This is a genomic window from Achromobacter pestifer, from assembly GCF_013267355.1.
Lineage (GTDB): Bacteria > Pseudomonadota > Gammaproteobacteria > Burkholderiales > Burkholderiaceae_B > Achromobacter > Achromobacter pestifer_A.
On sequence record NZ_CP053985.1, the window covers coordinates 2,029,526 to 2,055,054 of the forward strand.

Sequence of the window (25,529 nt, forward strand, 5' to 3'; positions counted from 1 at the left end):
ATTTTATAAAATATAGACCACCCAAAATGCGGCGGTCAATAATTTTATTTTTTATAAAATGTAAAACGCGAGACTGGGCCCGGTAAAATCCAGGCGTGCGGGTGACCTCGCACGGAACTTCGCGGCCCGGCCGACCAGGAACACAGGATGACGATCAATTTGGCGCCGATGCAGCGGGAAAACATGACCGCGCGCATTTATCGTGAAATCAAGCAGAAGATCATGATGGGCGAGTTGCGCCCCGGCGACACCATCACCCTGCGCTCCATCACCGACACCCTGGGTGTCAGCCAGACTCCCGTGCGCGAAGCGCTGCTGCAGCTCGTCTCGGAGCGGGCGCTGGCGCTCAGCCCCGGCAAATCCGTCAAGGTACCCGAACTGACCGTGGCGCAACTGCAGGAGCTGCGCAGCATCCGCCTGGAACTTGAATGCTTTGCGGCGCGCCGCGCTGTGCCTCATGCCACGCCGGCGCTGATCGCCGAGTTGCGGGACATACACGCCAGCCTGATGGCAAGCCGCCAACAGCAGCTCATGGCTCCCGTGCTGGCGCGCAACTTCGATTTCCACTTCGCGCTGTACTCCGCGGCGCAGATGCCTCACCTACTGTTCATGATCGAAAACCTGTGGGTACAGACGGCGTCGTATCTGTCGTACCTGTACACCCCGCCCTTCCCGGTCCTGCCTGACGGGCATCCGCATGAGGGCATCATTGCGGGCCTGGAAACTGGCGATACGGAAGCCGTGGTGCGCGAAATTCGCCGCGACATCGAAGGCCACGGAGAATTCCTGATCCGCTATCTGACGGCAAACGGCCTGGTGAAATAAGCGCGGTCTGACTGGCTGTCAGGCTACGCGCCCCCGCCCAACAGCATCACCAGCTTCAAATCCGGATGCGTCGCCAGCCGGAACGTGATCTGCTGATAGGCCAGCTTGCCGCGGACCGGATGCTGGAATTCGCGCAGGCCGCCTTCGCGCTCCACCACGGCGTGGCGCGTCCACCAGTGGGCAAACACTGGGCTTTGCCGGTTCAGGCTGTCCAGCAGCGCCAGCACGGCCGATTCGTCCAGGTGCGCGCCGGCGTCGGCGCGGAATTCCGCCACCACGCGGCGGGCGCGCTGGTCCCAGTCCACCACCAGCTCGCGCGCGGCGGGGTCCAGGAAGATGTAGCGCAGCAGATTGGGCTCGGGGTCGCGCGCCGGCCAGTTGTCGAATAGATCGCGCAGCGGCTCGTTATAGGCCAACACATTCCAGGCGCGGTCCAGCACATAGGCTGGCGCATCGATCGCGTTCACGCATTCCTGCAAGGGTCCAGGCGCGCCGGCATCGTCGCGCCCGTGCTGCGGGTCGGCGCAATCGGCCAGGTCGAACAGATAGGCGCGTTCGGCGCGGGCCAGTTGCAGCACGCCCGCGATGCGCGACCAGACCGAAGGCGATACCGACACTTCCCGTCCCTGTTCGATCCAGGTGTACCAGGTGACGCTGATGCCGCAAAGCTGGGCGACTTCCTCGCGCCGCAGGCCGGGAGTGCGGCGGCGCATGCCTTCGGGCAGGCCGGCCATCTGGGGCGTGATCCGGGAGCGGGCGCTGCGCACGAATTCGCCCAGCGCCTGACGGCGCAGGGGGGAGCCTTCGTGGCCGGCAACGCCGGTCTGGGGGGAAGTAGTCATACCAGGATGAGCAATGGACTTGTACGTGTATGGGCGGCCGCCTATCTTAGCGCCTGGGCCGCCACTTCCAAACGCTTTCCGCATCGGCCCCAGCCACCCAAGGATTCCCATGACCGCCAGTACCCATGACGCCGCCGTCGACCGCCAATTCAGCCCGCGCGCGACCGCCTATCTGACCAGCGCCGTACACGCCCAGGGCGAAGACCTGCTGCAGATGGCCGGCATCGCTGCGCAGCATCCCGAAGCCCGGCTGCTGGATCTGGGCTGTGGCGGCGGCCACGTGAGCTTTCACGTGGCGCCGCGGGTCAAACACGTCACCGCCTACGACTTGTCGCAACAGATGCTGGACGTGGTCGCCGGCGAGGCCGCCAAGCGCGGACTGGCCAATCTGGCCACCCGGCAAGGCAAAGCGGAGTATCTGCCCTTCGGCGACGGCGAGTTCGACCTGGTGATGTCGCGCTATTCCACCCATCACTGGCAGGACGCCGGGCGCGGCCTGCGCGAAGCCTTCCGCGTCCTGAAGCCGGGCGGCATCGCCGTATTCGCCGACGTGGTGTCGCCGGGCGAGCCGCTGCTGGACACCTGGCTGCAGACCATCGAAGTGCTGCGCGACACCTCGCACGTGCGCGACTACTCGGTCGCCGAGTGGACCCGGATGCTGACCGAGGCCGGCTTCACCCTGCAGGGCCTGACGCCGCGCCGCCTGCCGCTGGAGTTCCAGTCCTGGGTCACGCGCATGCGCACCCCGGACACGCTGGTGGCGGCGCTGCGCCACATGTTCGGCATCGCGCCGGACGTGGTGCGCGCGCACTTCGAGGTGCAGGACGATGCATCCTTCACCAGCGACACGGCGACCCTCGTGGTGAGGAAGCCGGGCTGACGCTCGACAGCGTCCGCTTCGACCTGTATAGGTACGGGTTCGACAGAATCCCGCACAGGCAAGGAAGCGCCATGTCCGATACGTCCAAACAGCCGTTGTCCGCCGCATCCGCGGCGGACCTGACCGTCACCGAGGCCGCAGCCCTGATCCGGCAAGGCCGCCTTACCAGTGTTGCGCTGACCCAGGCCTGCTTGGACCGCATCGCGGCCCGCCAGGATCTCAACGCCTTCATCACCGTGGACCGCGAGGGCGCGCTGGCCCAGGCCCGCGCCCGCGACGCGGCCCATGGCCAGGAAGACCTGGCCGCGCTGCCGCTGGCCGGCGTGCCCATCGCCATCAAGGACAACATCCACGTTGCCGGCCTGCCCAACACGGCGGGCACGCCCGCTTTAAAGGATTTCCGTCCGGCCAAGGACGCACCGGTGGTGCGCCGCCTGCGCGAGGCGGGCGCCGTCATCGTGGGCAAGACCAATATGCACGAACTGGCGTTCGGCGTGTCGGGCTACAACACCGCCTTCCCGGGCGCCCACGGCGAAGGCACGCGCAACGCCTACGACGCCCGCCTGATCGCCGGCGGCTCGTCCTCGGGCAGCGGCGCGGCGGTCGGCGCGCGCCTGGCGCCGGCCGCGTTGGGCACGGACACGGGCGCCTCGGTACGCCTGCCGGCGGCACTGAACGGCGCGGTGGGCTTTCGCCCTTCGGTGGGCCGTTACGACGGCGCGGGCATCACGCCGATCTCGCATACCCGCGACACGCCAGGGCCCATCGCCAACAGCATGGACGACATCGTGCTGCTGGACGCCGTGCTGACGGGCGACCGGCAGCCCTTGTCGGCCCTGCCGCTTGCAGGCATGCGCCTGGGCCTGTGCGGCTATTTCTGGAAAGACCTGGACCCGCAGGTGCAAGCCGTCATGGATGCCGCGCTGGCCAAGCTGCGCGCGGCCGGCGTGCAACTGATCAACCTGGACATGCCGGGTCTGGAAGCCAGCAACGCCGCGGTAGGCATGCCGGTCTGCCTGTACGAACAGAAGGGCGACCTGACGGACTATCTCAGCCGCTACGGCACCGGCCTCAGCTTTGAACAGGTGGTGGCGCAGATATCCAGCCCGGACGTCAAAGGGATCTTCGACGGCCTGATCGTGCCGGGCGTGCTGCCTCTACCCACGGGCGAAGTGCTGCCGCTGCAGCCGCTCTATGAACGCGCCATGGCGACGCACCGCGACGAACTCATCGGCGTGTACCGCCGCGCGTTCCAGGACCATGCGCTGGACGGCCTGCTGTTTCCCACCGTGCCGATCCCGCCGATGGCCGCCACGCCCGAGGCCAGCAGCTTCGAGAGCTTCGGCCGCCTTGCGCGCAACGTCGATCCCGGCAGCAATGCCGGCTTGCCAGGGCTGAGCCTGCCCGCCGGCTTGTCCTCGGACGGACTGCCGGTGGGAGTGGAAGTCGACGGCTTGCCGAACGAAGACCGCAAGGTGCTGGCGGTCGGGCTGGCGCTGGAAGGCGTGCTGGGGCGTTTGCAGGGACCGGGACGTTCTGGCGGCTGAGAAGCGCTGCATGCCAAGAAAATCGCCAGCCGGTTTCAAGGGCTGGCGATTTTTCTTGGCGGGATGACCGGCTACGTCGGCACTAGCCTTTCAGGCAGGTGCTCATGAACGTCTTGCGCTTGTCGCCGGTCAGCTGCTGCGAGGTGGCCTTGGCGTTGCAGTCCTTCATCTTCTGCTGCTGCGGCGTGAGTTCCTTGGCGGGCGCGGCGGTTTCGCCTTTCAGGCAGCTGCTCATGTAGGTCTTGCGGTCGTCGCCCTTCTTGCCTTCCGCGGACTTGTTGCAGTCGGCCATGCGCTGCTGCTGCGGCGTGGGCGTCTTGGCGGTGGCGGGAGCTGCGGGCGTCTGGGCAAGGGCTGCGCCGGCGAAACAAGCGGTCAACAGAAAGGCCGAGGCCAACTGGCTGGTACGGGAAAGCATGGGTTCCTCCCTTGGCGCCCGCGCGCCTGGATTCAGTCGCAAAGGCGGGCCGCACGATCCGCCGGCCCAATCGCCGGCCCGGTCATGATCGAACAAACCCGAACCCTGCGCAAGAGTGTGGAAAGTCAAGAATCGCCAAGGCCTTACATGCCCCTGAAACCACGCGCATCTTCGCCCTTGGACGCGCCATCCACGCAGGCGAATTTGCGACCAATCCAAGCACCCTGTTACCCATTCATCCCTTTGCCCCGTTGTGTACAGGACGGGAAAGGTGTGAGATAAGCATGCCCCCAGACGTAGAGGAGGCAATGACCGCCCTGCGGGCCCAAACGGCGTCCGACTCCGCGGCTGCACAGGAGACCAAGATGAGACTTGCCCTTGCTTCGTTTGCGCTGCTTGCCGGCCTGTCCGGCGCCGCCGGCGCGCAGAGCCTGGTCTACGGCGTCACGCTGGGCAACGTCCAGGCCGTGCGCGACGTCAACCAGAACGTGTCGGCCATCACTGGCCTGCTATCCAACCAGTCCGCGCGCCACATCAACAGCGCCATGCTGACCTTCGTGCTGTACGACGCGCAAGACCGCGAAATCGGCCGAGTGCGTGACGACGTCGTCGGCCCGCTGGCCCCCGGCCAGATCAAGCAGATCCGGGCCGTCACGCCGCTGCAGTTCACCCGCGTCACCGCGCTGGGCGTCGACGCCCGCTAGGCGCCCGTTACGGCCTGCCTGCCGGAAAAAACCCTGATTACCACAGGGTCTAGACAGCATGGCGCAAGGTCAAGTATGGGAAAATTCGGTTTGTCGACTCAATAAAAGGGGCTTCCACACGAAGCCCCTTGTTGCGTGCGCCGACGCGCCAGCAAGCCTGGCTTCAGCTACGAGGAAGAAAAGATCATGTTTCCAAAAAGACTCACCGAAGGCTATCAATCTTTCCTGGGGGGCCGTTTCCCTTCGGAAAGCAGCCGATACCAAAAGCTGGCCGAATCGGGACAAAACCCGGAAATCCTGATCATCGGGTGCTGCGATTCGCGCGTCTCGCCTGAAGTCATCTTCGACGCCGGCCCCGGCGAGATGTTCGTCGTGCGCAACGTCGCGAATCTGGTCCCGCCCTGTGAGCCCGACTCGGAATCCTCGTACCACGGCACCAGCGCCGCGATCGAATTCGCGGTCAACGGCCTGAACGTCAAGCACATCGTGGTGCTGGGCCACGCTTCCTGCGGTGGCATCCGCTCCTTCTTCGACGACGCCAAGCCCCTGAGCAAGGGCGATTTCATCGGCAAGTGGATGTCGCAGATCGAACCCGTGGCCGAACGCCTGGGCCCGGGAACCGGCGACCGCCAGGCCAACCTGAAGCGTCTGGAACTGGCCGTGGTCGAGCACAGCCTGAACAACCTGATGACCTTCCCGTCCATCCGCCGCCGCGTGGAAAAGGGCGAACTGGAATTGCACGGCACCTACTTCGGCGTGGCCACCGGCCTGCTGTACCTGCGCGACCCCGCCAGCGGCGAATTCAAGCCCTGCCTCGAGGATCCCACGGCCGGCTAAGCATGGCCGGATAGGCTTGGGCCGCAGGCTTGCCTCACACCCGGCACGCCTGCGCCAGCCTTTTGCAGTTGTTCTTCCACACCCGCGACAGAGCGTCGTTCGATCGCCCGCGCAAAGCCGCCTGCCGGCAGCCAGCCCTTCCCGCGCCGCCCGCACTCCCCCCCAAGACTTCACCGATGCCATAGGCGCGAGCAAGTTGCTGAACCATTTGCGTCGACGGGAAAAGATCAATCGGGCATAATTACGGACGACATTCGTCTGTAAAAATAGAATCAGGGTTAGGTGGCCTCTGGTCTCTCAAATCCGGTTCGGAATGAAGCATGCATGCAACCTTTTGAATTTCCACACTAATCCGGGCGCCTGAGGCGTCGAAGGGACTGATCATGATATCGATGCAAGACAAGCGGGTCCTTGTTACGGGCGCCGGCCGCGGCCTGGGCGCGGCCATCGCGCAGGGTTTTGCGCGCCAAGGCGCGACCGTGATCGTGACCGATGTCAGTGCGGAGCTGGCCGCGGCCACCGCGCAGGCCATCCGCGACACAGGCGGCAAGGCTACCGACGCCGTGCTGGACGTGGCCGATGCCGCCGCCGTCCGCGCCTTCGCGGGGCGGTCCGCCGCCGAACACGGCAATCTGGACATCCTGGTCAACAACGCAGGCATCGGCGCCGCCGAGGTCTTCGACGACCCGAAAACGCCCCAGACCTGGGAGCGCGTGATGAGCGTGAACCTGCAAGGCATCTTCAATGTCACGCACGCCTTCGTCGAGCAGCTGAAGTCCGCGCGCGGCGTCATCGTCAACCTGTGCTCCGTCGTGGCCTATGGCTGCGGCACCGCGCCTGCGAGCTACGTGGTCTCCAAGGGCGGGGTGCGCTCGTTCACCGAGGTGCTGGCGCGCGACCTGGCCCCGCATGGCGTGCGCGTGAACGCCGTCGCGCCGGGCCTGATGGAAACCGAGATGACAGCGGGCCAGCGCTCGCGCCCCCACGCTACCGACTGGTTCACGCAGCGCGCCCCGCTGGCGCGCGCCGGGCAGGCCGACGAAATCGTCGGCCCGGTTCTGTTCCTGGCCTCGGACCTGGCCAGCTACGTGAACGGCGTGGTGCTGCCCGTGGACGGCGGCTATCTGGCCGTGTGAGCGCCCGCCTACACCCGGTACGCCTGCGCCAGCCTTTCGTAGTTGTTCTTCAGGATGATGCCCGCGTAATACACGTGCTCGCGCATCAGATCCTCGGCCCGCGCACCGTCGCGGGCGATGATCGCATTGACGATGCGATGATGGTCGTCATGCGATCTCAGAATGATCCCGTGGTCTTCCCACAGGATGATCCGGTCCGAGGCGTAGGGGATGGCCTGCGCCTGCGTCGCGAACCGCCGCACCCAGGGATTGCCCGCCGCTTCCAGGATGCCGTTGTGCAAGGTGATGTTCACCTGCTGGTACGGCAGATGGTCCTCGGCCAGCAAGACGCCCTTGCCCAGGATCCGGTCCCCTTCGTCCAGGCAGTTCTTCAGCACCGCGACGGCATCGTTCGATAGCCCCCGCAGGGCCGCCTGGCGACAGGCCAGCCCTTCCAGCGCCGCGCGCACCTCATAGGCCGCCACGATTTCACCGATGTCATAAGCGCGCACCGTGTAGCCGCGCTTGGGCAGATGTTCCAGCAAACCCTCATTGCCCAGCGTGGCCAGCGCCGCGCGCACCGGCGTGCGCGACACCCCCAGTTTTTCCGCCAACGGGATTTCTTCCAGGCGGGCGCCGGGGCTGAACTTGCCGTGCAGCACCCAGTCCCGCAGCGTGTCGGTAACGTGTTGAGATAGCGTGTCCATAGCCGCATTGTATACATGAAGAATACATGCGACGTCATTCGCCGCATTGGATTTCCTAGCATCTCCGTAAAACACGATGTAAATCAAACAGAAATCAGGGTAAGCCCCTATACCTGCCATTTCTTCATGTATACATAATCGCAAAAAATTCAAACCAGCGGCCGCGCCTCCCCTAGGCGGACGGCACGCTACCAGGAGACAGCATGTCCAATGTATCCACGCCGGCCGGCACGGGTCCGGCTCCCCGTCTTGCGCTCGTCACGGGCGGCGGCGGCGGCATAGGCGCCCGCGTCTGCCATGAACTGGCCAGCGCCGGATTCCGCGTCGTGGTCTCGGACGTGGACGCCGGGCGCGCCCGCCGCGTGGCCGAGGAGCTGGGCGCGCCGCACGCCTCGCATGCCTTCGACGTCAGCGACGAGAACTCGGTCGAAAACGCGTTCGAACAGATCGAAGCGCGGCACGGCCCCATCGCCGTGCTCGTCAGCGCCGCCGGGCTGCTGCTGTTCCAGGAAGACGGCGAACGCCCGCTCATCAAGGACACCTCCCTGGACATCTGGGAACGCAGCTTCGCCGTCAACGCCCGCGGCGTGTTCCTGTGCGGCCGCGCCTACCTGCGCCGGCGCGAGGCCGCGCCGCTGGCGCACGGCCGCATCGTCACGTTCACCTCTGTCGCGGCGCAGCTGGGCGGCTACCGCTCCAGCGCCTCGTACATCGCGGCCAAGTCCGCGGTGCTGGGCCTGACCAAGGCCATGGCGCGCGAATCCGCTCACCTGGGCGTCACGGTCAACGGCATCGCGCCGGGCCTCATCGATACCGACATGCTGCGCAGCACCGTCACCAGCAGCGGCGCGCTGGCCGCCGCGGCGCAAGCCATTCCGCTGGGCCGCATCGGCACCGCGGACGAGGTGGCCGCCGCCGTGCGCTTCCTGACATCCGAGGAAGCCGGCTACATCACCGGCAGCGTCATCGACGTCAATGGCGGCTACCGCATGCAGTAAGGCATTCCGGCGGCCAGGCCGGCAACGCAGCAAAGCGCCATCCACCAACAAAGGCGCGCATCAAAAAGAACGGGAGACAAAGATGAAGAAAAGCAGTCGCTACGCAGCCGCCGCCGCGCTATGCGCATGGGCGCTGAGCACGGGCGCGCAGGCGCAGCAGGAGCCGGGCATCACCGACAAGACCATCAAGATCGGCCTCTTCGCGCCGCTGTCAGGCAGCGGCATGGCCTATGGTTTTGACGTGCTGAACGCCGCCAAGATGTGGTACGCCAAGGTCAACAAGGAGGGCGGCGTGCACGGCCGGCAAATCGAGCTGGTGATCGAGGACGACCGCTGCAACGCCAATGACCTGGTCGCCGCGGTGAAGAAGCTGAACGAACAGGACAAGGTGTTCCTGCTGAACGGGGGCTCCTGCTCCGCTGCGGTGGTGGCCTCGCGCGAGTACATCGAGCGCGAAAAGGTGCCGCTGGTCATGCTCAACGCCTCGGGCGACGGCGCGCTCTATCCGCCGTCCAAGTACATCTATGGCGCCTTCTCCATTTCCCAGCATGCCGTGGGCGGCTCGATGGTGCAGTTCGCCGCGGAACAGCTCAAGGCCAAGAAGATCGGCTACATCAACCATGACGACGCCTACGGCGGCTGGAACCTGGAGGCCGCGCAGGCCCAGATCAAGCAACTGGGCGACGCGACGCTGCAAGTCCAGTCGGTGAACCCGAATATCACCGACGTCACCGCGCCCATGCTGAAAATCCGTGCTGCCAACGCCGACGTGTTGCTGCTGACCACCTATGCCCGCCCCGCCGCGCTCATCATCAAGAAGGCGCAGGAGCTGGGCTGGAACAAGCCCATCGTGCTGGCGGTGAACGGCACGGCGGACTTGAAGCAATTGGTCGAGAACGTGGGCAACAAGGACGCCTTCAAGAACGTCTACATCCAGGAAGTGCTGTCCGACGTACCTGGCGGCTCCAAGCTGACCTGGATCTACGACATGTACAAGCAGGCCTACCCCGACCTGGCCGCCAAGCCGGGCCACCCGCAGACCTATATGCCCTATGGCCTGCCGCCGGCCATGGCGGTGGTCAATGCGCTGAAGGCCGCCGGCCCCCAGCCCACCCGCGAGAAGGTGTTGCAGGCGCTGGAAACCATGAAGTTCGACTCCGGCGTCATGGCCGGCCCGATCGAGTTCGGCCCGAACGACCGCGCAGCCCAGGAGTCCGCCATCTACATCAAGTTCGACGGCACCAACATGTCGCTCGTGCCCGGCGCCTTCAAGAGCGTCTGGCAATACCAGAAGTAAACCAGCGACCCGCCACGGGTCTGGCCCGCACGCTGGCGCAGCAGCGTGCGGGCTGCCGGAGAACATCATGAGCTTTGCCGATATCTGGCTGTTCCTGCAGCAGGGGGTGCTGTCGGGACTGGTGACGGGCAGCGTTTACGCGCTGCTGGCGGTCGCCGTAGTGATCATTTTCAAAACCACCGACGTGCCCAATTTTGCCCAGGGCGAGATCTTCATGGTCGGCGGCTACATCGCCCTGTTCCTCACCCTGGTGATGGGCTGGCCCTACCTCGTCGTCATTCCCATCACGCTCGTCGCCGTGGCCGCCCTGTCGGGCCTGTTCCAGCGCGTCGTCATGGAGCGCGTCATCGCCTCCAAAGGCGTAGGCGTGCAGATGGTGATCGCCACGCTGGGCCTGGCCTATGCGCTGAAAGGCCTGGTGCGCCAGACCGGCCTGGGCGACACGCCGCGCTCGCTGCCGCCGCTGGCCTCGACCGATGCCATCCTCATCGGCGACGCGGTGCTGACCCAGCTGGACCTGGTGATCTTCGCGGTCGCCATAGCGGTGATGCTGCTGCTCTTTTGCATGTTCAGCTACACCCGGGTCGGGCGCGCCATGCGTGCGGTGGGCATGAATCCCAAGGCCGCCCGGCTGGTGGGCGTGAACCTGACCCGCATCCGCATGCTGGTGTGGGCGCTGGCCGGACTGATCTCGGCGATCGCGGCGCTGCTCATCACGCCCAAGATCCTGATCACCCCTGACATCGGCCACATCGCCATCCTGGCCTACGCCGCGGCCATCGTCGGCGGCATCACCAGCCTGCCCGGCGCGGTGGTGGGCGGCTTCGTGATCGGCGTGGCCGAGAACCTGGTGGGGCTGTTCATTTCTACCAATGCCATCGTGGTCGCACCCTTTGTGGCCATCATGGTCGTGCTGCTGCTGCGTCCGCAAGGGCTCTTGGGCGGCAAACTGCAGGTGAAGAAAGTATGAGCAAGAAAATCGACCATGCGCTGCTGGCGCTGATGGCCGTCGTACTGGCGATCCTGCCTTTCGCGGCCAGCGGCTATGTCATCTATGTGGTGAACCTGCTGATGGTGTTCGTGGTGCTGGCGCTGGGCCTGCACCTGGTCATCGGCGAAACCGGGCAGTTCGCGCTGTCGCACGCCGCGTTCTACGGCGTGGGCATCTATACCGCCGGCCTCATCAACAACCTGTGGCATCCGCCCTTCTTCATTTCCATCATCGCGGGCGGGCTGCTGGCAGCCGCGCTGGGCTACGTGATCGGCGCGCTGGCGCTGCGCATGCGCGACATCTACCTGGCGCTGTCCACCTTCGCCTTCGGCGAGGCGATGCAGTGGGTATTCCTGAACTGGCAATCGGTCACCAACGGTTCGAACGGCTTCCGGATCTCGCCGGCCACGCTGTTCGGCTACGAACTGGTGTCGGACGCAAAGGCCTATCCCTTCGTAGTGCTGATCGCCGCGCTGCTGCTGTGGGCCACCATCGCCCTGTCCCGCTCGCAGCTGGGCTCGGCCTTCCGCGCGGTGCGGGAAAGCGACGTGGCGGCCCAGGCCATGGGCGTAAACGTCAACGCCATCAAACGCACGGCTTTCACGCTCTCGGCCGCCTATGCCGGCATCGCGGGCGGCATGTACACGACCTTTGCCTCCTTCATCCACCCGGAAAGCCTGGGCTTCCAGACCACCATCCTGATCCTGACGATGGTGGTGGTCGGCGGCATAGGCTCGGTGCGCGGCGCCATCGCGGGCGCTCTGGCCTTCGGCCTGATCTCCGAGCTGCTGCGCCAGGCGCTGTCGTTCCAGGAAATCATCTACGGCGTCATCCTGATGGGCTTCATGATGTTCGCGCCCAAGGGCCTGTTCGCTGGCCGCGGCGCGCGCGGACGAGCGCCGGCACCCGCCGCGCCGCTGCCGTCCGCAACACGCAAGGCCGCGGCCAAACCGACCCAAAGGAGCGCGGCATGAGCAGCCATCCCTATCTGGACGTGCAGGGCCTGACCGTGAAGTTCGGCGGCCTCACCGCCATCAACGGCCTGTCCATGCAGGTCGAGCGCGGCCGCATCCATGCGCTGATCGGCCCCAACGGCGCGGGCAAGTCCACCACCTTCAACTGCATCTCGCGCTACTACCGCCCCAGCAGCGGTAGCATCCAGTTCGACGGCGCGGACATCACGCGCAAGAAGCCGCACGAAATGGCGGCACTGGGCGTGGCCCGAACCTTCCAGAACCTGGAACTTTTCGGCGCGCTCAGCGTGCGCGAGAACGCCTTGCTGGGCACCTATGCGCACGGCGCCGACAGCGCCGGCAAGCTGCTGCGCCCGGCCGCCGCGCAGACGCGCGAACGAGTCGAGCACCTGCTGGAACGCGTGGGGCTGGCCGACTTCCTGGACACGCCGGCGTGCAGCCTGGACTTCGGCCGCCAGAAGATGCTGGAGCTGGCGCGCGCCCTGGCCATATCGCCCAAGCTGCTGTTGCTGGACGAGCCCGCGGCCGGCCTGCGCAACCGCGAAATCGAAACGCTGGACCGCCTGCTGACCGAACTCTGCGAACGCGACGGCATCACGGTGCTGCTGGTGGAGCACGTCATGCAGCTGGTGATGTCGATCTCGCATCGCATCACCGTCATGTCCTTCGGCGAGAAGATCGCCGAAGGCTCGCCGGCGGAGGTGCGCAGCAACCCGCGGGTGATCGAAGCCTATCTGGGCAAGGGAGCGGCCGGTGGCTGAATATCTGCTTGAAGTCGATGCGGTATCGGCCGCCTACGGCAATATCCGCGCCCTGCAGGACGTGTCGCTGAAAGTGCCGCAGGGCGCCATCGTGGCGCTGCTGGGCGCCAACGGCGCGGGCAAGTCCACCACGCTCAACGTGATCTCGCGGCTGGTGGCGCCCACTGCGGGCAGCGTGCGCTTTGCGGGCGAGCCCATACACCGGCTGGCGGCGGACGCCATCGTCGGGCGCGGCATCGTGCAGGTGCCGGAAGGCCGCGAAATCTTCCGCGACATGAGCGTGCGCGAAAACCTGGAGATGGGCGCCTACCTGCGCACCGACCGGGCCGAGGTCCGGCGGGACCTGGACATGGTGTGCGACACCTTCCCGCGCCTGCGCGAACGCTACGAACAAAAGGCCGCAACGCTGTCCGGCGGTGAACAGCAGATGCTGGCCACGGGCCGCGCCATGATGGCGCGCCCGCGCATGATCCTGCTGGACGAACCGTCCATGGGACTGTCGCCGCTGGTGGTCGAACAGATCTTCGACATCGTGCTGCGGCTGAACCGCGAGCAAGGCATCACCATCCTGCTGGTGGAGCAGAACGTGAAACTGGCGCTGTCGGTGTCCAGCTACGCGTACATCCTGGAAAACGGCGAAATCGCCCTGGAAGGCGAGTCCGCCGCGCTCGCCAGCGACGAAGGCGTGCAGCGCGCCTATCTGGGCGCCTAGCGCGCCGAAAGGACCGACCATGATATCGATGCAAGACAAGCGGGTGCTCGTGACGGGTGCGGGCCGCGGCCTGGGCGCGGCCATCGCGCAAGGCTTCGCCAGACAGGGCGCGGCCGTGATCGTCGCCGACGTGGACGCCGCACTGGCCGCCGCCGCCGTGCAAGCCATCCGAGCCGCAGGCGGCAAGGCCGCGGACGCGGTGTTGGACGTGACGGATGCCACCGCCGTGCGCGCCTTTGCGCAACGGTCCGCCACCGAACACGGCAATCTGGACATCCTGATCAACAACGCCGGAATTTCGGCGCGCGCGCCCTTCGACGATCCCAGGACGCCCGAGATCTGGGATCGCCTGATGAGCGTGAACCTGCAGGGCACGTTCAACGTCACGCACGCCTTCGTCGAACAGCTGAAGGCCACGCGCGGCGCCATCGTCAACCTGTGCTCCATCGTGGCCTACGGCTGCAGCATTTCGACCGCGGGCTACGTGGTGTCCAAGGGCGGCGTGCGCTCCTTCACCGAGGTGCTGGCGCGCGATCTGGCGCCGCATGGCGTGCGCGTGAACGCCGTCGCCCCCGGCCTAATGGAAACCGAGATGACGGCGGGCCAGCGCGCGCAGGCTCAGGGCACGGATTGGTACATGCAGCGCGCCCCCATGGCGCGCGCGGGGCGGGCCGACGAGATCGTGGGCCCGGTTCTTTTCCTGGCCTCGGACCTGGCCAGCTACGTGAACGGCGTGGTGCTGCCCGTGGACGGCGGCTATCTGGCCGTATAGGGAATCATCATGAATCTGGGCACGGCATTGGTCACGGGCGGCGCAAGCGGCATGGGCCTTGCGATCGTGGAACGGCTGGCGCGCGACGGCTTTCGCGTCGTAATGGCCGACCGCAACGCAGAACTCGCCGCGAAGGAAGCCGAGGCGCTGCGGGCGCAAGGGCTGGACGTGGAATACAGGGTGGTGGATCTGACGGACGAAGCTGCCACCCGCGCGCTGGCGCGCGCGCTCGCGCCGCTGACGGCGTTGGTCAACAACGCGGGGCTGTTCGATGAGCGCAAGTTCTTCGAGGTGGACAGCGCCGACTACCGCCGCGCCTTCGACGTCAACCTGCTGGCGGTGGCAAGCTTGACGCAAGAGGCCGCGCGCGACATGGCGCCAGGCTCCAAGATCGTCAACATCGCCTCGCGCGCCTACCTGGGCGCAAAGAACCACCCGCATTACGTGGCCTCGAAAGCGGCTCTGGTCGGCTACACGCGAGCCTCGGCCATGGAGCTTGCGCCGCGCGGCATCCTGGTGAATGCCATCGCCCCTGGCCTCATCGACACGCCGCTCTTGCGCAACCTCACGCCCGAACGCCTCGCGGCCCAACTGGCCCTGCAGCCCACCGGCCGCGCGGGCCAGCCGCAAGACATCGCCAATGCCGTGTCCTTCCTGGCCGCGCCGCACATGGACTTCATCACTGGCCAGGTCATCTTCGTGGACGGCGGCAAATCGCTGGGCGGATCGGGAGCATAGGCAGCATGGAAGGCATTACTTGGGACAAGGAAGTCGACGCGCTGGTCGTCGGCTCGGGCGCGGGCGGCATGGCCGCGGCGCTGACGGCGCGGGAAGAAGGACTGGAGGTGCTGCTGGTGGAAAAGACCGGCCGCATCGGCGGCTCCACCGCGATCTCCGGCGGCGCGCTGTGGATACCGCTGAACGCGCAGACGGAAGCCGCCGGCCATCCTGACAGCTACGATCAGGTCTGGACCTATCTGGAACAGACCGTGGGTGCGGCGGCGCCGGACGACATGAAGCGCGCCTATCTGGAAGCCGGCCCGCGCATGATGGACTACCTGGTGTCGCGCGGCATCCTGGATCTGGCCGCGCGCACCGCCTCGCCCGATTACTACCCCGACCTGCCCGGCGCCGCGATGGGCGGGCGGTCGCTGGATCCGCTGGAATTCGACGGCCGCAAGCTCGGCCGGGACTTCCGTTTGCTGCGCGATCCGCTGAAGGAGTTCACCGTGCTGGGCGGCATGATGGTCAACATCACCGACGTGCGCCATCTGCTGCGCGCCACGCGCTCGTACGCGGCCTGGCGCCACAGCATGAAGCTCGCGCTGCGCTATGCCGCCGACCGCGTGCGCGGCTATCACCGCGGCACGCGGCTGCTGCTGGGCAATGCGTTGGCCGCGCAGCTATTCCACGGCCTGCTGGCGCGCAGGATCGAGTATTGGCTGGACACGCCGGCGCTGGCGCTGCATCGCGATACGGCGGGCCGCGTGCTGGGCGCGGCGGTGCAACGCGGCGGCAAGACGCTGAACATCCGCGCGCGGCGCGGCGTGGTGATGGCCACGGGCGGCTTTCCCTGGGATCCGGAGCGCCGCTCGCAGAGCTATCCGCAGCCCACCGGTCTCTGGTCCATGTCGCCCAGGGACAATACGGGCGACGGCATCCGCCTGTCGGAAACCGCCGGCGCGGCCCTGGGCACTGGCCACGCCAGCCCTGCGTTCTGGGCGCCCATCTCCGTGCTGGTGTCCGCGGACGGCGAGCGCCTGCATTACCCGCATCTGGTTTGGGACCGGGCCAAGCCGGGTCTCATCGCCGTGAACGGCGCAGGCCAGCGCTTTGTCAATGAATCGGCCTCGTACCACGAGTTCGTGCAGGCCATGTACCGCAGCCATGACACGACGCCCAGCATTCCCGCCTTCCTGATCTGCGACCAGCGCTTCGTCGACGCCTGGGGCCTGGGCCTGGCGCTGCCGGGAGGCCGGCCGCGCCAGCATCTGATCGATGCAGGCTATCTGCTGCAAGGCGCCACGCTGGCGGCGCTGGCCGCCCGGCTGGGCGTGCCCGCCGATGCGCTGCAGGCCACGGTGCAACGCTACAACGCCCACGCGGCCCAGGGCCAGGATCCCGACTTCGGCAAGGGATCGACCGCCTACAACCGCTACCTGGGCGATCCGGAACACGAACCCAACCCCTGCCTCACGCCGCTGGGCGCGGGCCCCTATTACGCCGTCAAGGTCTATCCCGGCGACATTGGCACGGCTTGCGGCATCGCCGCCAATCCGCACGCCCAGGCCCTGGACGCCGCAAGCGCGCCCATCCCCGGCCTCTACGTGGCCGGCAACGACATGCAGTCCGTGATGGGCGGCGCCTATCCCGGCCCCGGCATCACGCTTGGTCCCGCCCTGACCTTCGGCTGGATCGCTGGACAACATCTGGCCCATGCACAACACTGACGCCTCTCCACCGACAAGGATCCCCATGAAAATCTTCTACTCGCCCGCCTCGCCCTTCGTGCGCAAGTGCATGGTCATCGCCCATGAACTCGGTCTGGCCGACCGCATCGAGAAGCTGCCGAGCGCGGCCGGTCCCGTCGCACGCGACCAGACCATCATTCCCAGCAATCCGCTGGGCCAGGTGCCCACCTTCATCACCGATGACGGCCAGGCGCTGTACGACAGCCGCGTGGTCTGCGAATACCTGAACGACCTGGGCGGCGGTTCGCTGTTCCCGGCCGGCAAGACGCGCTGGCAGGTGCTGACGGAACAATCCATGGCCGACGGCATGCTGGGCGCGGCGCTGCTGGCCCGCTACGAAACCGTGCTGCGTCCGGAAGCGCTGCGCTGGGACGGCTGGGTTGAGGGCCAGCTGGACAAGGTCCGCGACGGCCTCGCGCTGGTGGAACAGAACGCCGCCGCGCTGGCGGGCCGCCTGGACATCGGCACCATCACCATCGGTTGCGCGCTGGGCTATCTGGACTTCCGATTCCCCGACCTGGACTGGCGCGCCGGCCACCCGGCCACCGCCGCCTGGTACGAGACCTTCAGCCAGCGCCCGTCCATGCAGGCCACCAAACCCTGATCCGGTTTGGGCAGGCGCAGGGCCGGGAGAACCCGCCGGGCTCCCTGGCCATCACCTGCCTTGGTACGGCGCGGCCCCGGGCAGCGTCGCTAGGGCCCCTGGCATGTTCAGGGGCCTTTTTTTCGCCCGGATCGCCCTCAGCTGTTACAGTGAAGTCGGCAGGCGGGCCGATCCGCCCGCCATCGCCAGAAGAGGCCCAGCATGAACGTCGCTGCGATCTCCGCCATCCACCGGGCCGACGCGCCCTACCCCGCGCGCTCCGCCGCGCTGGACGCCGCCCGCGCATTCCCCGAAACCCAACGCGTCGCCCACGTCCAGGCGGCCCGGGCCGCGGCCGCCGGCCACGCGGCGCAAGCCATCCGCGAACGCGCGAGCCTGTCATTGCCGCTAAGCTCCTTCGGCGCCTCCAATGCGGACGCGCTGCGCGATCTGCACGCGGAATCGCGCATGCGCCGCGCCGTCGAGGATTTCACCGCGCAGCCCGACCCCGCGGCCCAGCGCGCCGGCTCCGCCAACGACCTGGGCACCATCGAAGGCCTGATGCCGCTGCAGGCCTACCGCGTCGCCATGGGCAATCCGCAGGTCCAGGAACTGCAGACCGCCGTGGCCATGAAGGCCGCCGGCCTGGGCATCCCCAAGGTCGCCAACATCGGCGCGACCGAGAACGTCACGGACAACGCGCGCTACCGGCCGGGCCACACGCCCTGACCAAAAAAAAGCCGCCTGACGCATCAGGCGGCTCTTCGTTCGGAACCCGGCGGCGATCAGTGGAAGAATTCCGCGATCATCGTCGCGCCCAGGAAGGTGCCCGCATTGGCGGCCAGGGAAACCACCACGATCTTCCAGCCCAGCTTGCGGAACGCCGGCAGGTCCTTGAGGATCGACAGGCCGGCCATGGCCAGGATCACGGTCGTGAACGGCAGGAAGTTGACCTTGCCGACCATCGCGATGATCTGGTCCGAGTACGGCAGCACGCCCGGGCAGCCGGCGGTCATGGCGATCAGCGACAGCACGAACACGGCCGGCAGCTTGGGCACCACGCGCAGCACCAGGTCGGTGATGACGACCAGCAGGATGATGATGCCCATGCCCGGCAAGGCATCGGCGAACGGCACGTTGTAGCCCAGGCGGTTGCCCACCAGCGCGAACAGGCCGCAGATGACGTAAGCGGTCAGGCGGTCGCCGAAGCCCATCTTGGCGCCGTGCGCCGGCGTCTCTTGCGCGACGCTGTCATCGGCGGCAGCGGCGGTTTCGGCCTTGCCGCGCGAGAAGCGGCCCAGCACGGGTTCCAGCTTGTCGTACAGGAAGATGGTGGTCGGCAGCGAGATGAACAGCGTGAAGTACACGCCCACCACCGTGGTCAGCAGGTTGGCGGCGGCGGCCAGGGCGGCCACCTGGTGCGCGACTTCGGGCGTCTGCTGGGACGCGATCGCGCCCACGCCGGCCGCCATCATGCTGCCCGAGCCCACGCCGGCGCCCATGGCGAGCGAGCGCGGATCGAAGATATTCAGGCTGGTGATGAAGCCGGCCATCAGCGCCACGAACAGCGCGCCGATCACGGTGCCGGTGATGTACTCGGCCATCACGCCGCGGCCTTCAGGCGAGTTCATGCCGTAGCGCTCGCCGATGATCGCCAGGCTGGGCTCGCGGCCCACCGAGAAGGTGGCGCCGATGGCCTCGCGCTTGATGCCCAGCAGCAGCGCCAGCGGCAGGCCGATGGCCATGGTGCCGAAAAAGTGGCCGAACTCCTGGAACACCAGGGCCCAACCGGCTTCGCGCACCTGGGGCAAGGCGCCGCCCACCATCAGGCCCAGCTTGGCCAGGAAGGGCAGCAGCGCGTACTGCAGATAGCCGCTGATGCGGGTCTGCATGGCGGTGTCGATGTTCAGGCCGGCGGGCATGCGCTGGCCGAAGGCGGCCACGATGGCGCCGATGAAGATGGCCCACAGCATGGGCTGCAGGACGATCTTGCCCGGGCCGACGTTGAAGGTGGCGCTGCCGATCGCCTCGGAAACGACAACCACCAGCAGGATGGCGGCGAGCATGCGGATGCGCCCGGATAGCGGCATGGAAGGCGCGGCCAGGCTTGCGCTGGCATGTGACATCGAATTCCCCTGATGAACGTAAATAATCGTCGTGGCTGCCCGCCGCAATCCCGGCCGGCTGGCGCCCGGAGTGGGCGTCGCAACGCGGCGGCGGCGACGGCGCGCGCAGCAGGGCCGATTTTCGCCGGGGGCCCGGCGCGCAACCATGACAGGGCTGGCGCATAAACGTTGCGTAAAATGCAACGGACAAGCTTTTCCCGGGAAAATTTTGCATGAACTCGGATCATGCAAGGGTAAACCCTAGATTGTAGCTGTGGATCTGCCGCCGCACTCCCGCCAAGGAGCCCCGCCATGGACGAAAAACTCGACGCCCGCCGCACCCATTACTTCATGCAGGTCATGAGCCGCGGCTCGGTGCGCGGCGCCGCCGAAGTGCTGGACATGGACCCGTCCGCCGTCAGCCGCGCCATCGCCGCGCTGGAGCGCGATTGCGGCATCGCGCTGTTCGAGCGCCGCGGACGCGGCGTGGTGCCCACGGACGCAGGACATATCCTGGCACGCTATATCAAGCGCCAGCAGGACATCCAGGAGAGCTTCTTCTCCGAGATCGACAGCCTGCGCAAGGCCGAACGGGGACACATAGACCTGGTGCTGGGCGAGGGCTTCGTGGAGCTGATGTTCGAGCGCGTGCTGCCCGGCTACTGGCGCAGCCATCCGGAGGTCACGCTGGACATCGACGTGGCGCGCACCTCCGAGATCGTGCAGCGCATCATCGACGACCGCGCCTATATAGGACTGGTGTTCCAGCCGCCCAACGACGCCCGCCTGCGCACCCATTATTCGCGGCCCGAGCCCATCCGCGCCATCGTCCGCGACGACCACCCGCTGACCCGGCTGCGCCGCCCGCTGCTGCTGACCGACCTGGCCGACCATCCCGGCGCGTCCATGCAAGAGGGGTTCGGCGTGCGCCAGCATATCCAGGCCGCCGAGATCAGCGAACAGGTCCGGCTGCGCAATGTGCTGACCACCTCGTCCTTCAAGGCGCTGTGGCAATTCGCCGCCGCGGGCATCGGTTATGCGCTGACGCCGCCCATCGCAGTCACCGCCGACCTGCGCGCCCAGCGCCTGGCCAGCCTGCCGCTGGCCAACCCCATCCTCAACCAAGGCAGCCTGCACGTGCTGAGCCGCGCCGGCCGGCATATCTCGCCCGCCGCGCGCGAATTGCTGGACCACATCGTGCGCGGCATCGGCGCCCCGGCCGGTTCGACGTCTGATACGGTCGGGTAACGCGGATCTGCATCTGTTCCCCCGGACGGCGCCGGCCTACATTTGCAGCATCGCCACGACGCCAGGAGGGACTACATGCTCAGTTTCTTGCGCACGGTCAAATCCGTGCTGTGGGGATTCTTCGGCGTGCGCCGCGGGCGCGGGTACGATGCCGACATCGCCAACAACAAGCCGGCGCCATTGATATTGACCGGGCTGCTGATGGCGGCTTGTCTGGTGGTCATTCTGGTGCTGGTCGCGCGCTGGGCTGTGAACGCCGCGTTGTAAATCGGCCGTCCCGCCGCCGGGCCGTCCCAAGGCGGAACAGCCCCCTCGGGGGGCAGCAAACGCGCGACAGCGCGTGCAGCGTGGGGGTGCACATCGCCGTCCCGCCGCCGGGCCGTCCCAAGGCGGGACAGCCCCCTCGGGGGGCAGCAAACGCGCGCCAGCGCGTGCAGCGTGGGGGCCCCCATTACCTTATTACCAGAATGACTTAGACGGTCGCCGCAGCTGCCTGTTACGGTTATGAACCCCTTTCTCCTGCCGCATTGCGCCGGGCGACCGCCGGGGTCCAGACCGAGAAGACTTCAAGGGCAGTAGACATGTACGTGTATGACCCCGTCGACCAGCAATTAGTCGAGCAACGCGTGGCGCAGTTCTCCGACCAGACACGCCGCTTCCTCGATGGCCAACTAACGGAAGATGAATTCCGCGTTTTGCGCCTGCAGAACGGCCTGTACATCCAGCGCCACGCGCCCATGCTGCGCGTCGCGATCCCCTACGGCATCCTGGCGTCGCGCCAATTGCGCACGCTGGCGCACATCGCGCGCAAATGGGACCGCGGCTACGGCCATTTCAGCACCCGCCAGAACATCCAGTTCAATTGGCCCAAGCTCGAAGACGTGCCGGACATCCTGGCTGAACTCGCCACCGTGCAGATGCATGCCATCCAGACCAGCGGCAACTGCATCCGCAACACCACCACCGACCATTTCGCCGGCGTCGCGCCGGACGAGCTGGTGGATCCGCTGGTGTGGTGCGAGATCATCCGCCAATGGTCCACGCTGCACCCCGAATTCGCCTTTTTGCCGCGCAAATTCAAGATCGCGGTCAGCGGCGCGGTGCAGGACCGCGCGGCCGTGGGCGTGCACGACATCGGCCTGCAGGCCGTCGAACGCGACGGCAAGCTGGGCTTTCGCGTCTGGGTCGGCGGCGGGCTGGGCCGCACGCCCATCGTCGGCAAGCTGATCAATCCCTTCGTCGAATGGCAGGACCTGCTGACCTATCTGCAGGCCGCGCTGCGGGTCTACAACCTGCACGGTCGCCGCGACAACAAGTACAAGGCGCGCATCAAGATTCTCGTCAAGGACCTGACGCCGGAAGTCTACGCGCAGCAGGTGGACGAGCAGTGGCAGCTCATCAAGGGCGGCCCGGACACCATCACCCAGGAATTCGTCGATAGCATCAAGGCCCGTTTCGTCTGGCCGCAATACGACTCCGCCGCGACGCAGGACATCGACAACACCGCCGCGCTCGCCGCCGCCGATCCGCGCTTCGCGCGTTGGCTGCGCACCAACGTGCACCCGCACAAAGTGGCCGGCTATGCCGCCGTCACCGTGTCGCTCAAGCCCACCGGCGTGCCGCCGGGCGACATCACCGCCGACCAGATGGACGCGGTGGCCAACCTGGCCGACGAATACGGCTTCGGCGAGCTGCGCGTCTCGCACGAGCAGAACCTGATCCTGGCCGACGTGCGCCGCGCGCGCCTGCATGAACTCTGGACCACGCTGCAGGCGCTGAACCTGGCCACGCCCAACATCGGGCTGCTGACCAACATCATCGCCTGTCCGGGCGGGGATTTCTGCGCGCTGGCCAATGCCGTCTCGATCCCCGTGGCCGAAGCCATCCAGCGCCAGTTCGACAACCTCGACTACCTGTTCGAGATCGGCGAGCTGGATCTGAACATCTCGGGCTGCATCAACTCCTGCGGCCACCATCACGTGGGCCATATCGGCATCCTCGGGGTCGATAAGGCCGGCGAGGAGTGGTATCAGGTCACCATCGGCGGCCGCCAGAACGGCGCCGCCAAGCCGCTGCCCGACATCGAATCCACGCGCGGCGGCGGCGCCGCGATCGGCCGCATCATCGGTCCGTCGTTCGCGCGCGACCAGGTCGCGGGCGTGGTGGACCGCCTTGTCCGCACCTACCTGGGCCTGCGCGACAGCGAAGAGGAACGCTTCATCGACGTGGTGGACCGCGTCGGCATCGACCCCTTCAAGCAGGACGTCTACTCCGATCCCGCCTTCGCCAAACCCACGCAGCACGCCGAGGCCGCCCATGTCTGAAATCTATCCGCACGACACCCCCGGCCCGCACCTGATCCGCAACGGCCGCCTGGAGGCCGACACCGCACGCCTCTTCACGCCCGAGCCCGAAGTCCCCGCCGAGGGCCAGGTGCCTGGCGACGCGCCGGGCTGGATCGTGCCGCTGTCCACCTGGAAGACCTCGCGCGCCACCTTGCGCCGCCACCAGCATCCGGTCGCGGTCCTGCTCGACCCCGACGCCGACCTGCGCGATCTGGCCGACACCGACGGCACGCTGGATCCCGCCGGCATCGCCTTCATCGCCGTGGATTTTCCGGTCTATACCGATGGCCGCGGCTATTCACTGGCGCAGTTGCTGCGCACGCGCTACCGGTGGCAAGGCGAACTGCGCGCGGTCGGCGACGTGATGATCGACACCATCCACTACCAGGCGCGCGTCGGCTTCGACAGCTTCCTGGTCAAGCCCGGCCACGATCCGCACAAGGCCCTGGAAGCCTTCAAGACGTTCACGGTGCATTACCAGAAGACCTATCGGGTGCCGACGCCGGCAGCCGCCTAGCCGCCCGAAAATCCCGGCAGCGCCCAGCGCTGCGTCCTGACCTCATCCTGCGCCAGCTGGGCGCGGATCAGGTCGGCGATATTGCGCTGGCGCGCCGCCTGCATGCGGCTGATCAGGCTGGACACGCTGACGGCCAGGCGCGGATATCCGCCAGCGTCGCACAGGGCCACGCCCACGCCCAGCACGCCAGGGACCGCCGCGTTGCCCACCACGGACCAGCCGCGCCCGCGCGTGTTCTCCACCAAGCGCCGCATCTGCGCCACCGTCATGCCGCCATAGGCGCGCAGGGCCTGCTCGTTCTGCGCAATCACCTCTTCCGACTCGGCTGACGGCAGCGCCGCCAATAACGCCAGCCCGGCCGCCCCCACGCCCAGCGGCTGGCGGTGCCCCACCGTGACCGCCAGCACCTGCACAGGGTAGTTGCCCACTTCGCGGTGCAGGCAGAGCGAATCGTTGCCGGCGCGGCAGATGAGAAAAGCGGAATCGCCGCTCACGTCGCTGATCTGGCGCAGCACCGGCCGCAGGCTGCGCACCGCTTGCGCGTGTGGATCGCCGGCCATCATCACGCCCAGCTCGGCCACGCGCCAACGCGGCGCCTCGGACTCGCGCAAGGCGTAGCCCTCCTGCACCAGCACGTCGAGATAGCGATAGGCCGTGGTCCGCTGCATGCCCGCCGCGCGCGCGATGTCGACCACGTGCATGCCCGCCGCCCCTGCCTGCCGCAGCACGCCCAGCACGCGCAGCCCGCGGCGCAACACGCGCGGCCCGGAGCCTTCGGATTCTGGTTTGTTCATTTTTTGGACAGCTTGCGTTGATGAGGCCCCTATCAAAGCCCAATATGAATCCGGGCAGACGCAGAGCTGTCCAAATATTAGACAAACAGGACGGAGACAACAATGAAGATGCAAAGCAAGCGGTGGGCCGCCGCGGCGGCCGCCCTGGGCGCGCTGCTCGCGGCCCCGGCCCTGGCGGCCAAACCCTATCCCGAGCGTCCCGTGACGCTGGTGGTCGGCTACGCGGCCGGCGGCGCCACCGACATCGTGGCGCGCCTGATGGCGAAGTCCCTCTCGGAAGAACTGGGCCAGACCATCGTGGTCGAGAACAAGACCGGCGCCAACAGCAACATCGGCGCGGAAATCGTCTCGCGCGCCGCGCCCGACGGCTACACGCTGTATGTAGGTTCCATCGCCAACACCATCAACCGCACGCTGTACAGCCAGCTCAGCTATGACTTCGTGAAGGACTTCGAGCCGGTCGGCCTGCTGGCGACCATTCCGAACATCCTGGTGGTCAATCCCAAGCTGCCGATCAAGACCGTGCAGGAATACGTGGCCTACGCCAAGAAGAACCCGGGCAAGCTGACCTGCGCCTCGTCGGGCAGCGGCTCGTCCATCCACCTGTCGTGCGAACTGTTCAAGATGCAGACCGGCACCGACATCCTGCACGTGCCGTACCGCGGCAGCGGCCCGGCCGTGGCCGACCTGCTGGGCGGCCAGGTGGATTCCATGTTCGACAACCTGCCCTCGTCGCTGCCACATGTGCAGGCCGGCAAGCTGCGCGCCATCGGCGTCACCTCGCCCCAGCGCCTGCCTTCCGCGCCCGATACGCCCACGCTGGCCGAATCCGGCTTGGCCGGCTTCGACGTGGAATCCTGGTTCGGCGTGATGGCGCCTGCCGGCACCCCCAAGCCCGTGGTCGAGCGCTTGAACCAGGCCATCAACAAGGCGCTGGCCAGCCCGGCGCTGCAGACGTCCTATCAGCAGTCCGGCTTCTACGCGCCACAGCAGCCCAACACGCCCGAGACCTACGCCAAGAAGATCGCCAGCGAGATCGACAAGTGGGGCAAGGTCGTCAAGAGCGCCAACCTCAAAGCCAACTAG

At 67.0% G+C, this 25,529-nt stretch carries 27 protein-coding genes; 22 read left to right on the forward strand and 5 right to left on the reverse strand.

Translation table 11 applies throughout. From position 1 onward, the window contains the following. Positions 1–147 precede the first annotated feature (147 nt). The gene (locus FOC84_RS09830) at positions 148–825 is read left to right on the forward strand and encodes a GntR family transcriptional regulator (RefSeq protein WP_173144256.1); all 678 of its coding nucleotides are present in this window, start codon (positions 148–150) and stop codon (positions 823–825) included. Between the two features lie 23 nt (positions 826–848). Here the strand turns inward: FOC84_RS09830 and FOC84_RS09835 are convergent, their stop codons facing one another. Beyond that, entirely contained in the window at positions 849–1,667 is an 819-nt protein-coding gene (locus FOC84_RS09835) for a helix-turn-helix transcriptional regulator (RefSeq protein ID WP_173144257.1), read from the reverse strand. 109 nt (positions 1,668–1,776) lie between these two features. Between FOC84_RS09835 and FOC84_RS09840 the strand changes: the two genes are divergently transcribed. Then, on the forward strand, positions 1,777–2,547 hold the full coding sequence (locus FOC84_RS09840) for a class I SAM-dependent methyltransferase (RefSeq protein WP_173144258.1): 771 nt from the start codon (positions 1,777–1,779) through the stop codon (positions 2,545–2,547). Between the two features lie 71 nt (positions 2,548–2,618). Then, the gene (gene iaaH / locus FOC84_RS09845; protein WP_173144259.1) at positions 2,619–4,094 is read left to right on the forward strand and encodes an indoleacetamide hydrolase; all 1,476 of its coding nucleotides are present in this window, start codon (positions 2,619–2,621) and stop codon (positions 4,092–4,094) included. Positions 4,095–4,176: 82 nt separating this feature from the next. Here the strand turns inward: iaaH and FOC84_RS09850 are convergent, their stop codons facing one another. After that, entirely contained in the window at positions 4,177–4,512 is a 336-nt protein-coding gene (locus FOC84_RS09850) for a PsiF family protein (protein WP_088138054.1), read from the reverse strand. A gap of 365 nt (positions 4,513–4,877) precedes the next feature. Here FOC84_RS09850 and FOC84_RS09855 point away from each other — a divergent pair, with 365 nt between their 5' ends. The 3 genes from FOC84_RS09855 to FOC84_RS09865 all read left to right on the forward strand — a co-directional run bounded on the left by FOC84_RS09855 (position 4,878) and on the right by FOC84_RS09865 (position 7,189). After that, positions 4,878–5,216, forward strand: a complete 339-nt coding sequence (locus FOC84_RS09855; protein ID WP_173144260.1) for an FxLYD domain-containing protein — start codon at positions 4,878–4,880, stop codon at positions 5,214–5,216. 186 nt (positions 5,217–5,402) lie between these two features. Continuing rightward, on the forward strand, positions 5,403–6,053 hold the full coding sequence (locus tag FOC84_RS09860; RefSeq protein WP_173144261.1) for a carbonic anhydrase: 651 nt from the start codon (positions 5,403–5,405) through the stop codon (positions 6,051–6,053). Between the two features lie 383 nt (positions 6,054–6,436). Then, entirely contained in the window at positions 6,437–7,189 is a 753-nt protein-coding gene (locus FOC84_RS09865; RefSeq protein ID WP_173144262.1) for an SDR family NAD(P)-dependent oxidoreductase, read from the forward strand. An 8-nt stretch (positions 7,190–7,197) separates the two neighbouring features. Here the strand turns inward: FOC84_RS09865 and FOC84_RS09870 are convergent, their stop codons facing one another. Continuing rightward, positions 7,198–7,875 (reverse strand): GntR family transcriptional regulator, encoded by a 678-nt coding sequence (locus tag FOC84_RS09870; RefSeq protein WP_013391284.1) that lies wholly within the window; start codon positions 7,873–7,875, stop codon positions 7,198–7,200. A 203-nt stretch (positions 7,876–8,078) separates the two neighbouring features. Here FOC84_RS09870 and FOC84_RS09875 point away from each other — a divergent pair, with 203 nt between their 5' ends. From FOC84_RS09875 to FOC84_RS09925, 11 genes are all read left to right on the forward strand, one after another. Further along, entirely contained in the window at positions 8,079–8,873 is a 795-nt protein-coding gene (locus tag FOC84_RS09875; RefSeq protein ID WP_173144263.1) for an SDR family NAD(P)-dependent oxidoreductase, read from the forward strand. An 82-nt stretch (positions 8,874–8,955) separates the two neighbouring features. Beyond that, on the forward strand, positions 8,956–10,170 hold the full coding sequence (locus tag FOC84_RS09880) for an ABC transporter substrate-binding protein (RefSeq protein ID WP_173144264.1): 1,215 nt from the start codon (positions 8,956–8,958) through the stop codon (positions 10,168–10,170). Positions 10,171–10,237: 67 nt separating this feature from the next. Then, entirely contained in the window at positions 10,238–11,140 is a 903-nt protein-coding gene (locus FOC84_RS09885; RefSeq protein WP_173144265.1) for a branched-chain amino acid ABC transporter permease, read from the forward strand. Continuing rightward, complete coding sequence (locus tag FOC84_RS09890) at positions 11,137–12,135, forward strand: branched-chain amino acid ABC transporter permease (protein WP_173144266.1); 999 nt, start codon at positions 11,137–11,139, stop codon at positions 12,133–12,135. Before FOC84_RS09885 ends, FOC84_RS09890 begins: the two co-directional genes overlap by 4 nt. Continuing rightward, positions 12,132–12,896, forward strand: coding sequence for an ABC transporter ATP-binding protein (locus FOC84_RS09895; protein ID WP_173144267.1), 765 nt, complete (start codon positions 12,132–12,134; stop codon positions 12,894–12,896). The genes FOC84_RS09890 and FOC84_RS09895 overlap by 4 nt, the downstream gene beginning before the upstream one ends. Then, complete coding sequence (locus tag FOC84_RS09900; protein WP_173144268.1) at positions 12,889–13,608, forward strand: ABC transporter ATP-binding protein; 720 nt, start codon at positions 12,889–12,891, stop codon at positions 13,606–13,608. The genes FOC84_RS09895 and FOC84_RS09900 overlap by 8 nt, the downstream gene beginning before the upstream one ends. Before the next feature lie 19 nt (positions 13,609–13,627). Further along, positions 13,628–14,380: an SDR family NAD(P)-dependent oxidoreductase gene (locus tag FOC84_RS09905; protein WP_173144269.1), complete on the forward strand. Its 753-nt coding sequence runs from the start codon at positions 13,628–13,630 to the stop codon at positions 14,378–14,380. A 9-nt stretch (positions 14,381–14,389) separates the two neighbouring features. Continuing rightward, positions 14,390–15,118: an SDR family NAD(P)-dependent oxidoreductase gene (locus tag FOC84_RS09910; RefSeq protein ID WP_173144270.1), complete on the forward strand. Its 729-nt coding sequence runs from the start codon at positions 14,390–14,392 to the stop codon at positions 15,116–15,118. 5 nt (positions 15,119–15,123) lie between these two features. Further along, positions 15,124–16,830: an FAD-binding protein gene (locus FOC84_RS09915; protein WP_173144271.1), complete on the forward strand. Its 1,707-nt coding sequence runs from the start codon at positions 15,124–15,126 to the stop codon at positions 16,828–16,830. A gap of 25 nt (positions 16,831–16,855) precedes the next feature. After that, the gene (locus tag FOC84_RS09920) at positions 16,856–17,455 is read left to right on the forward strand and encodes a glutathione S-transferase (RefSeq protein WP_173144272.1); all 600 of its coding nucleotides are present in this window, start codon (positions 16,856–16,858) and stop codon (positions 17,453–17,455) included. A gap of 201 nt (positions 17,456–17,656) precedes the next feature. Then, positions 17,657–18,163 carry a hypothetical protein gene (locus FOC84_RS09925; protein WP_173144273.1) on the forward strand — a complete coding sequence of 169 codons (507 nt, stop codon included), beginning with the start codon at positions 17,657–17,659 and terminating at the stop codon, positions 18,161–18,163. 56 nt (positions 18,164–18,219) lie between these two features. On the opposite strand, the gene FOC84_RS09930 is transcribed toward FOC84_RS09925, so the two are convergent. After that, a complete protein-coding gene (locus tag FOC84_RS09930; protein ID WP_173144274.1) occupies positions 18,220–19,560 on the reverse strand; it encodes a DUF3100 domain-containing protein in 1,341 nt (446 codons plus the stop codon). Between the two features lie 291 nt (positions 19,561–19,851). Between FOC84_RS09930 and FOC84_RS09935 the strand changes: the two genes are divergently transcribed. The 4 genes from FOC84_RS09935 (at position 19,852) to FOC84_RS09950 (ending at position 23,649) form a co-directional block, all read left to right on the forward strand. Continuing rightward, entirely contained in the window at positions 19,852–20,787 is a 936-nt protein-coding gene (locus FOC84_RS09935; RefSeq protein ID WP_173144275.1) for a LysR family transcriptional regulator, read from the forward strand. Positions 20,788–20,862: 75 nt separating this feature from the next. Continuing rightward, the gene (locus FOC84_RS09940; RefSeq protein WP_013391270.1) at positions 20,863–21,054 is read left to right on the forward strand and encodes a DUF2970 domain-containing protein; all 192 of its coding nucleotides are present in this window, start codon (positions 20,863–20,865) and stop codon (positions 21,052–21,054) included. A gap of 314 nt (positions 21,055–21,368) precedes the next feature. Next, complete coding sequence (locus FOC84_RS09945; protein ID WP_173144276.1) at positions 21,369–23,111, forward strand: nitrite/sulfite reductase; 1,743 nt, start codon at positions 21,369–21,371, stop codon at positions 23,109–23,111. Then, the gene (locus FOC84_RS09950; protein ID WP_173144277.1) at positions 23,104–23,649 is read left to right on the forward strand and encodes a DUF934 domain-containing protein; all 546 of its coding nucleotides are present in this window, start codon (positions 23,104–23,106) and stop codon (positions 23,647–23,649) included. Before FOC84_RS09945 ends, FOC84_RS09950 begins: the two co-directional genes overlap by 8 nt. Here the strand turns inward: FOC84_RS09950 and FOC84_RS09955 are convergent. Then, on the reverse strand, positions 23,646–24,443 hold the full coding sequence (locus FOC84_RS09955) for an IclR family transcriptional regulator (RefSeq protein ID WP_173144278.1): 798 nt from the start codon (positions 24,441–24,443) through the stop codon (positions 23,646–23,648). The genes FOC84_RS09950 and FOC84_RS09955 overlap by 4 nt on opposite strands. A 102-nt stretch (positions 24,444–24,545) precedes the next feature. Here FOC84_RS09955 and FOC84_RS09960 point away from each other — a divergent pair, with 102 nt between their 5' ends. Continuing rightward, a complete protein-coding gene (locus FOC84_RS09960) occupies positions 24,546–25,529 on the forward strand; it encodes a Bug family tripartite tricarboxylate transporter substrate binding protein (RefSeq protein WP_173144279.1) in 984 nt (327 codons plus the stop codon).

Excerpts from the sequence above, each read along its gene's own strand:
- FOC84_RS09830 (WP_173144256.1), top strand. The coding sequence starts at position 148 with ATGACGATCAATTTGGCGCCGATGCAGCGGGAAAACATGACCGCGCGC.
- FOC84_RS09835 (WP_173144257.1), bottom strand. The coding sequence starts at position 1,667 with ATGACTACTTCCCCCCAGACCGGCGTTGCCGGCCACGAAGGCTCCCCC.
- FOC84_RS09840 (WP_173144258.1), top strand. The coding sequence starts at position 1,777 with ATGACCGCCAGTACCCATGACGCCGCCGTCGACCGCCAATTCAGCCCG.
- iaaH (WP_173144259.1), top strand. The coding sequence starts at position 2,619 with ATGTCCGATACGTCCAAACAGCCGTTGTCCGCCGCATCCGCGGCGGAC.
- FOC84_RS09850 (WP_088138054.1), bottom strand. The coding sequence starts at position 4,512 with ATGCTTTCCCGTACCAGCCAGTTGGCCTCGGCCTTTCTGTTGACCGCT.
- FOC84_RS09855 (WP_173144260.1), top strand. The coding sequence starts at position 4,878 with ATGAGACTTGCCCTTGCTTCGTTTGCGCTGCTTGCCGGCCTGTCCGGC.
- FOC84_RS09860 (WP_173144261.1), top strand. The coding sequence starts at position 5,403 with ATGTTTCCAAAAAGACTCACCGAAGGCTATCAATCTTTCCTGGGGGGC.
- FOC84_RS09865 (WP_173144262.1), top strand. The coding sequence starts at position 6,437 with ATGATATCGATGCAAGACAAGCGGGTCCTTGTTACGGGCGCCGGCCGC.
- FOC84_RS09870 (WP_013391284.1), bottom strand. The coding sequence starts at position 7,875 with ATGGACACGCTATCTCAACACGTTACCGACACGCTGCGGGACTGGGTG.
- FOC84_RS09875 (WP_173144263.1), top strand. The coding sequence starts at position 8,079 with ATGTCCAATGTATCCACGCCGGCCGGCACGGGTCCGGCTCCCCGTCTT.
- FOC84_RS09880 (WP_173144264.1), top strand. The coding sequence starts at position 8,956 with ATGAAGAAAAGCAGTCGCTACGCAGCCGCCGCCGCGCTATGCGCATGG.
- FOC84_RS09885 (WP_173144265.1), top strand. The coding sequence starts at position 10,238 with ATGAGCTTTGCCGATATCTGGCTGTTCCTGCAGCAGGGGGTGCTGTCG.
- FOC84_RS09890 (WP_173144266.1), top strand. The coding sequence starts at position 11,137 with ATGAGCAAGAAAATCGACCATGCGCTGCTGGCGCTGATGGCCGTCGTA.
- FOC84_RS09895 (WP_173144267.1), top strand. The coding sequence starts at position 12,132 with ATGAGCAGCCATCCCTATCTGGACGTGCAGGGCCTGACCGTGAAGTTC.
- FOC84_RS09905 (WP_173144269.1), top strand. The coding sequence starts at position 13,628 with ATGATATCGATGCAAGACAAGCGGGTGCTCGTGACGGGTGCGGGCCGC.
- FOC84_RS09910 (WP_173144270.1), top strand. The coding sequence starts at position 14,390 with ATGAATCTGGGCACGGCATTGGTCACGGGCGGCGCAAGCGGCATGGGC.
- FOC84_RS09915 (WP_173144271.1), top strand. The coding sequence starts at position 15,124 with ATGGAAGGCATTACTTGGGACAAGGAAGTCGACGCGCTGGTCGTCGGC.
- FOC84_RS09920 (WP_173144272.1), top strand. The coding sequence starts at position 16,856 with ATGAAAATCTTCTACTCGCCCGCCTCGCCCTTCGTGCGCAAGTGCATG.
- FOC84_RS09925 (WP_173144273.1), top strand. The coding sequence starts at position 17,657 with ATGAACGTCGCTGCGATCTCCGCCATCCACCGGGCCGACGCGCCCTAC.
- FOC84_RS09930 (WP_173144274.1), bottom strand. The coding sequence starts at position 19,560 with ATGTCACATGCCAGCGCAAGCCTGGCCGCGCCTTCCATGCCGCTATCC.
- FOC84_RS09935 (WP_173144275.1), top strand. The coding sequence starts at position 19,852 with ATGGACGAAAAACTCGACGCCCGCCGCACCCATTACTTCATGCAGGTC.
- FOC84_RS09940 (WP_013391270.1), top strand. The coding sequence starts at position 20,863 with ATGCTCAGTTTCTTGCGCACGGTCAAATCCGTGCTGTGGGGATTCTTC.
- FOC84_RS09945 (WP_173144276.1), top strand. The coding sequence starts at position 21,369 with ATGTACGTGTATGACCCCGTCGACCAGCAATTAGTCGAGCAACGCGTG.
- FOC84_RS09950 (WP_173144277.1), top strand. The coding sequence starts at position 23,104 with ATGTCTGAAATCTATCCGCACGACACCCCCGGCCCGCACCTGATCCGC.
- FOC84_RS09955 (WP_173144278.1), bottom strand. The coding sequence starts at position 24,443 with ATGAACAAACCAGAATCCGAAGGCTCCGGGCCGCGCGTGTTGCGCCGC.
- FOC84_RS09960 (WP_173144279.1), top strand. The coding sequence starts at position 24,546 with ATGAAGATGCAAAGCAAGCGGTGGGCCGCCGCGGCGGCCGCCCTGGGC.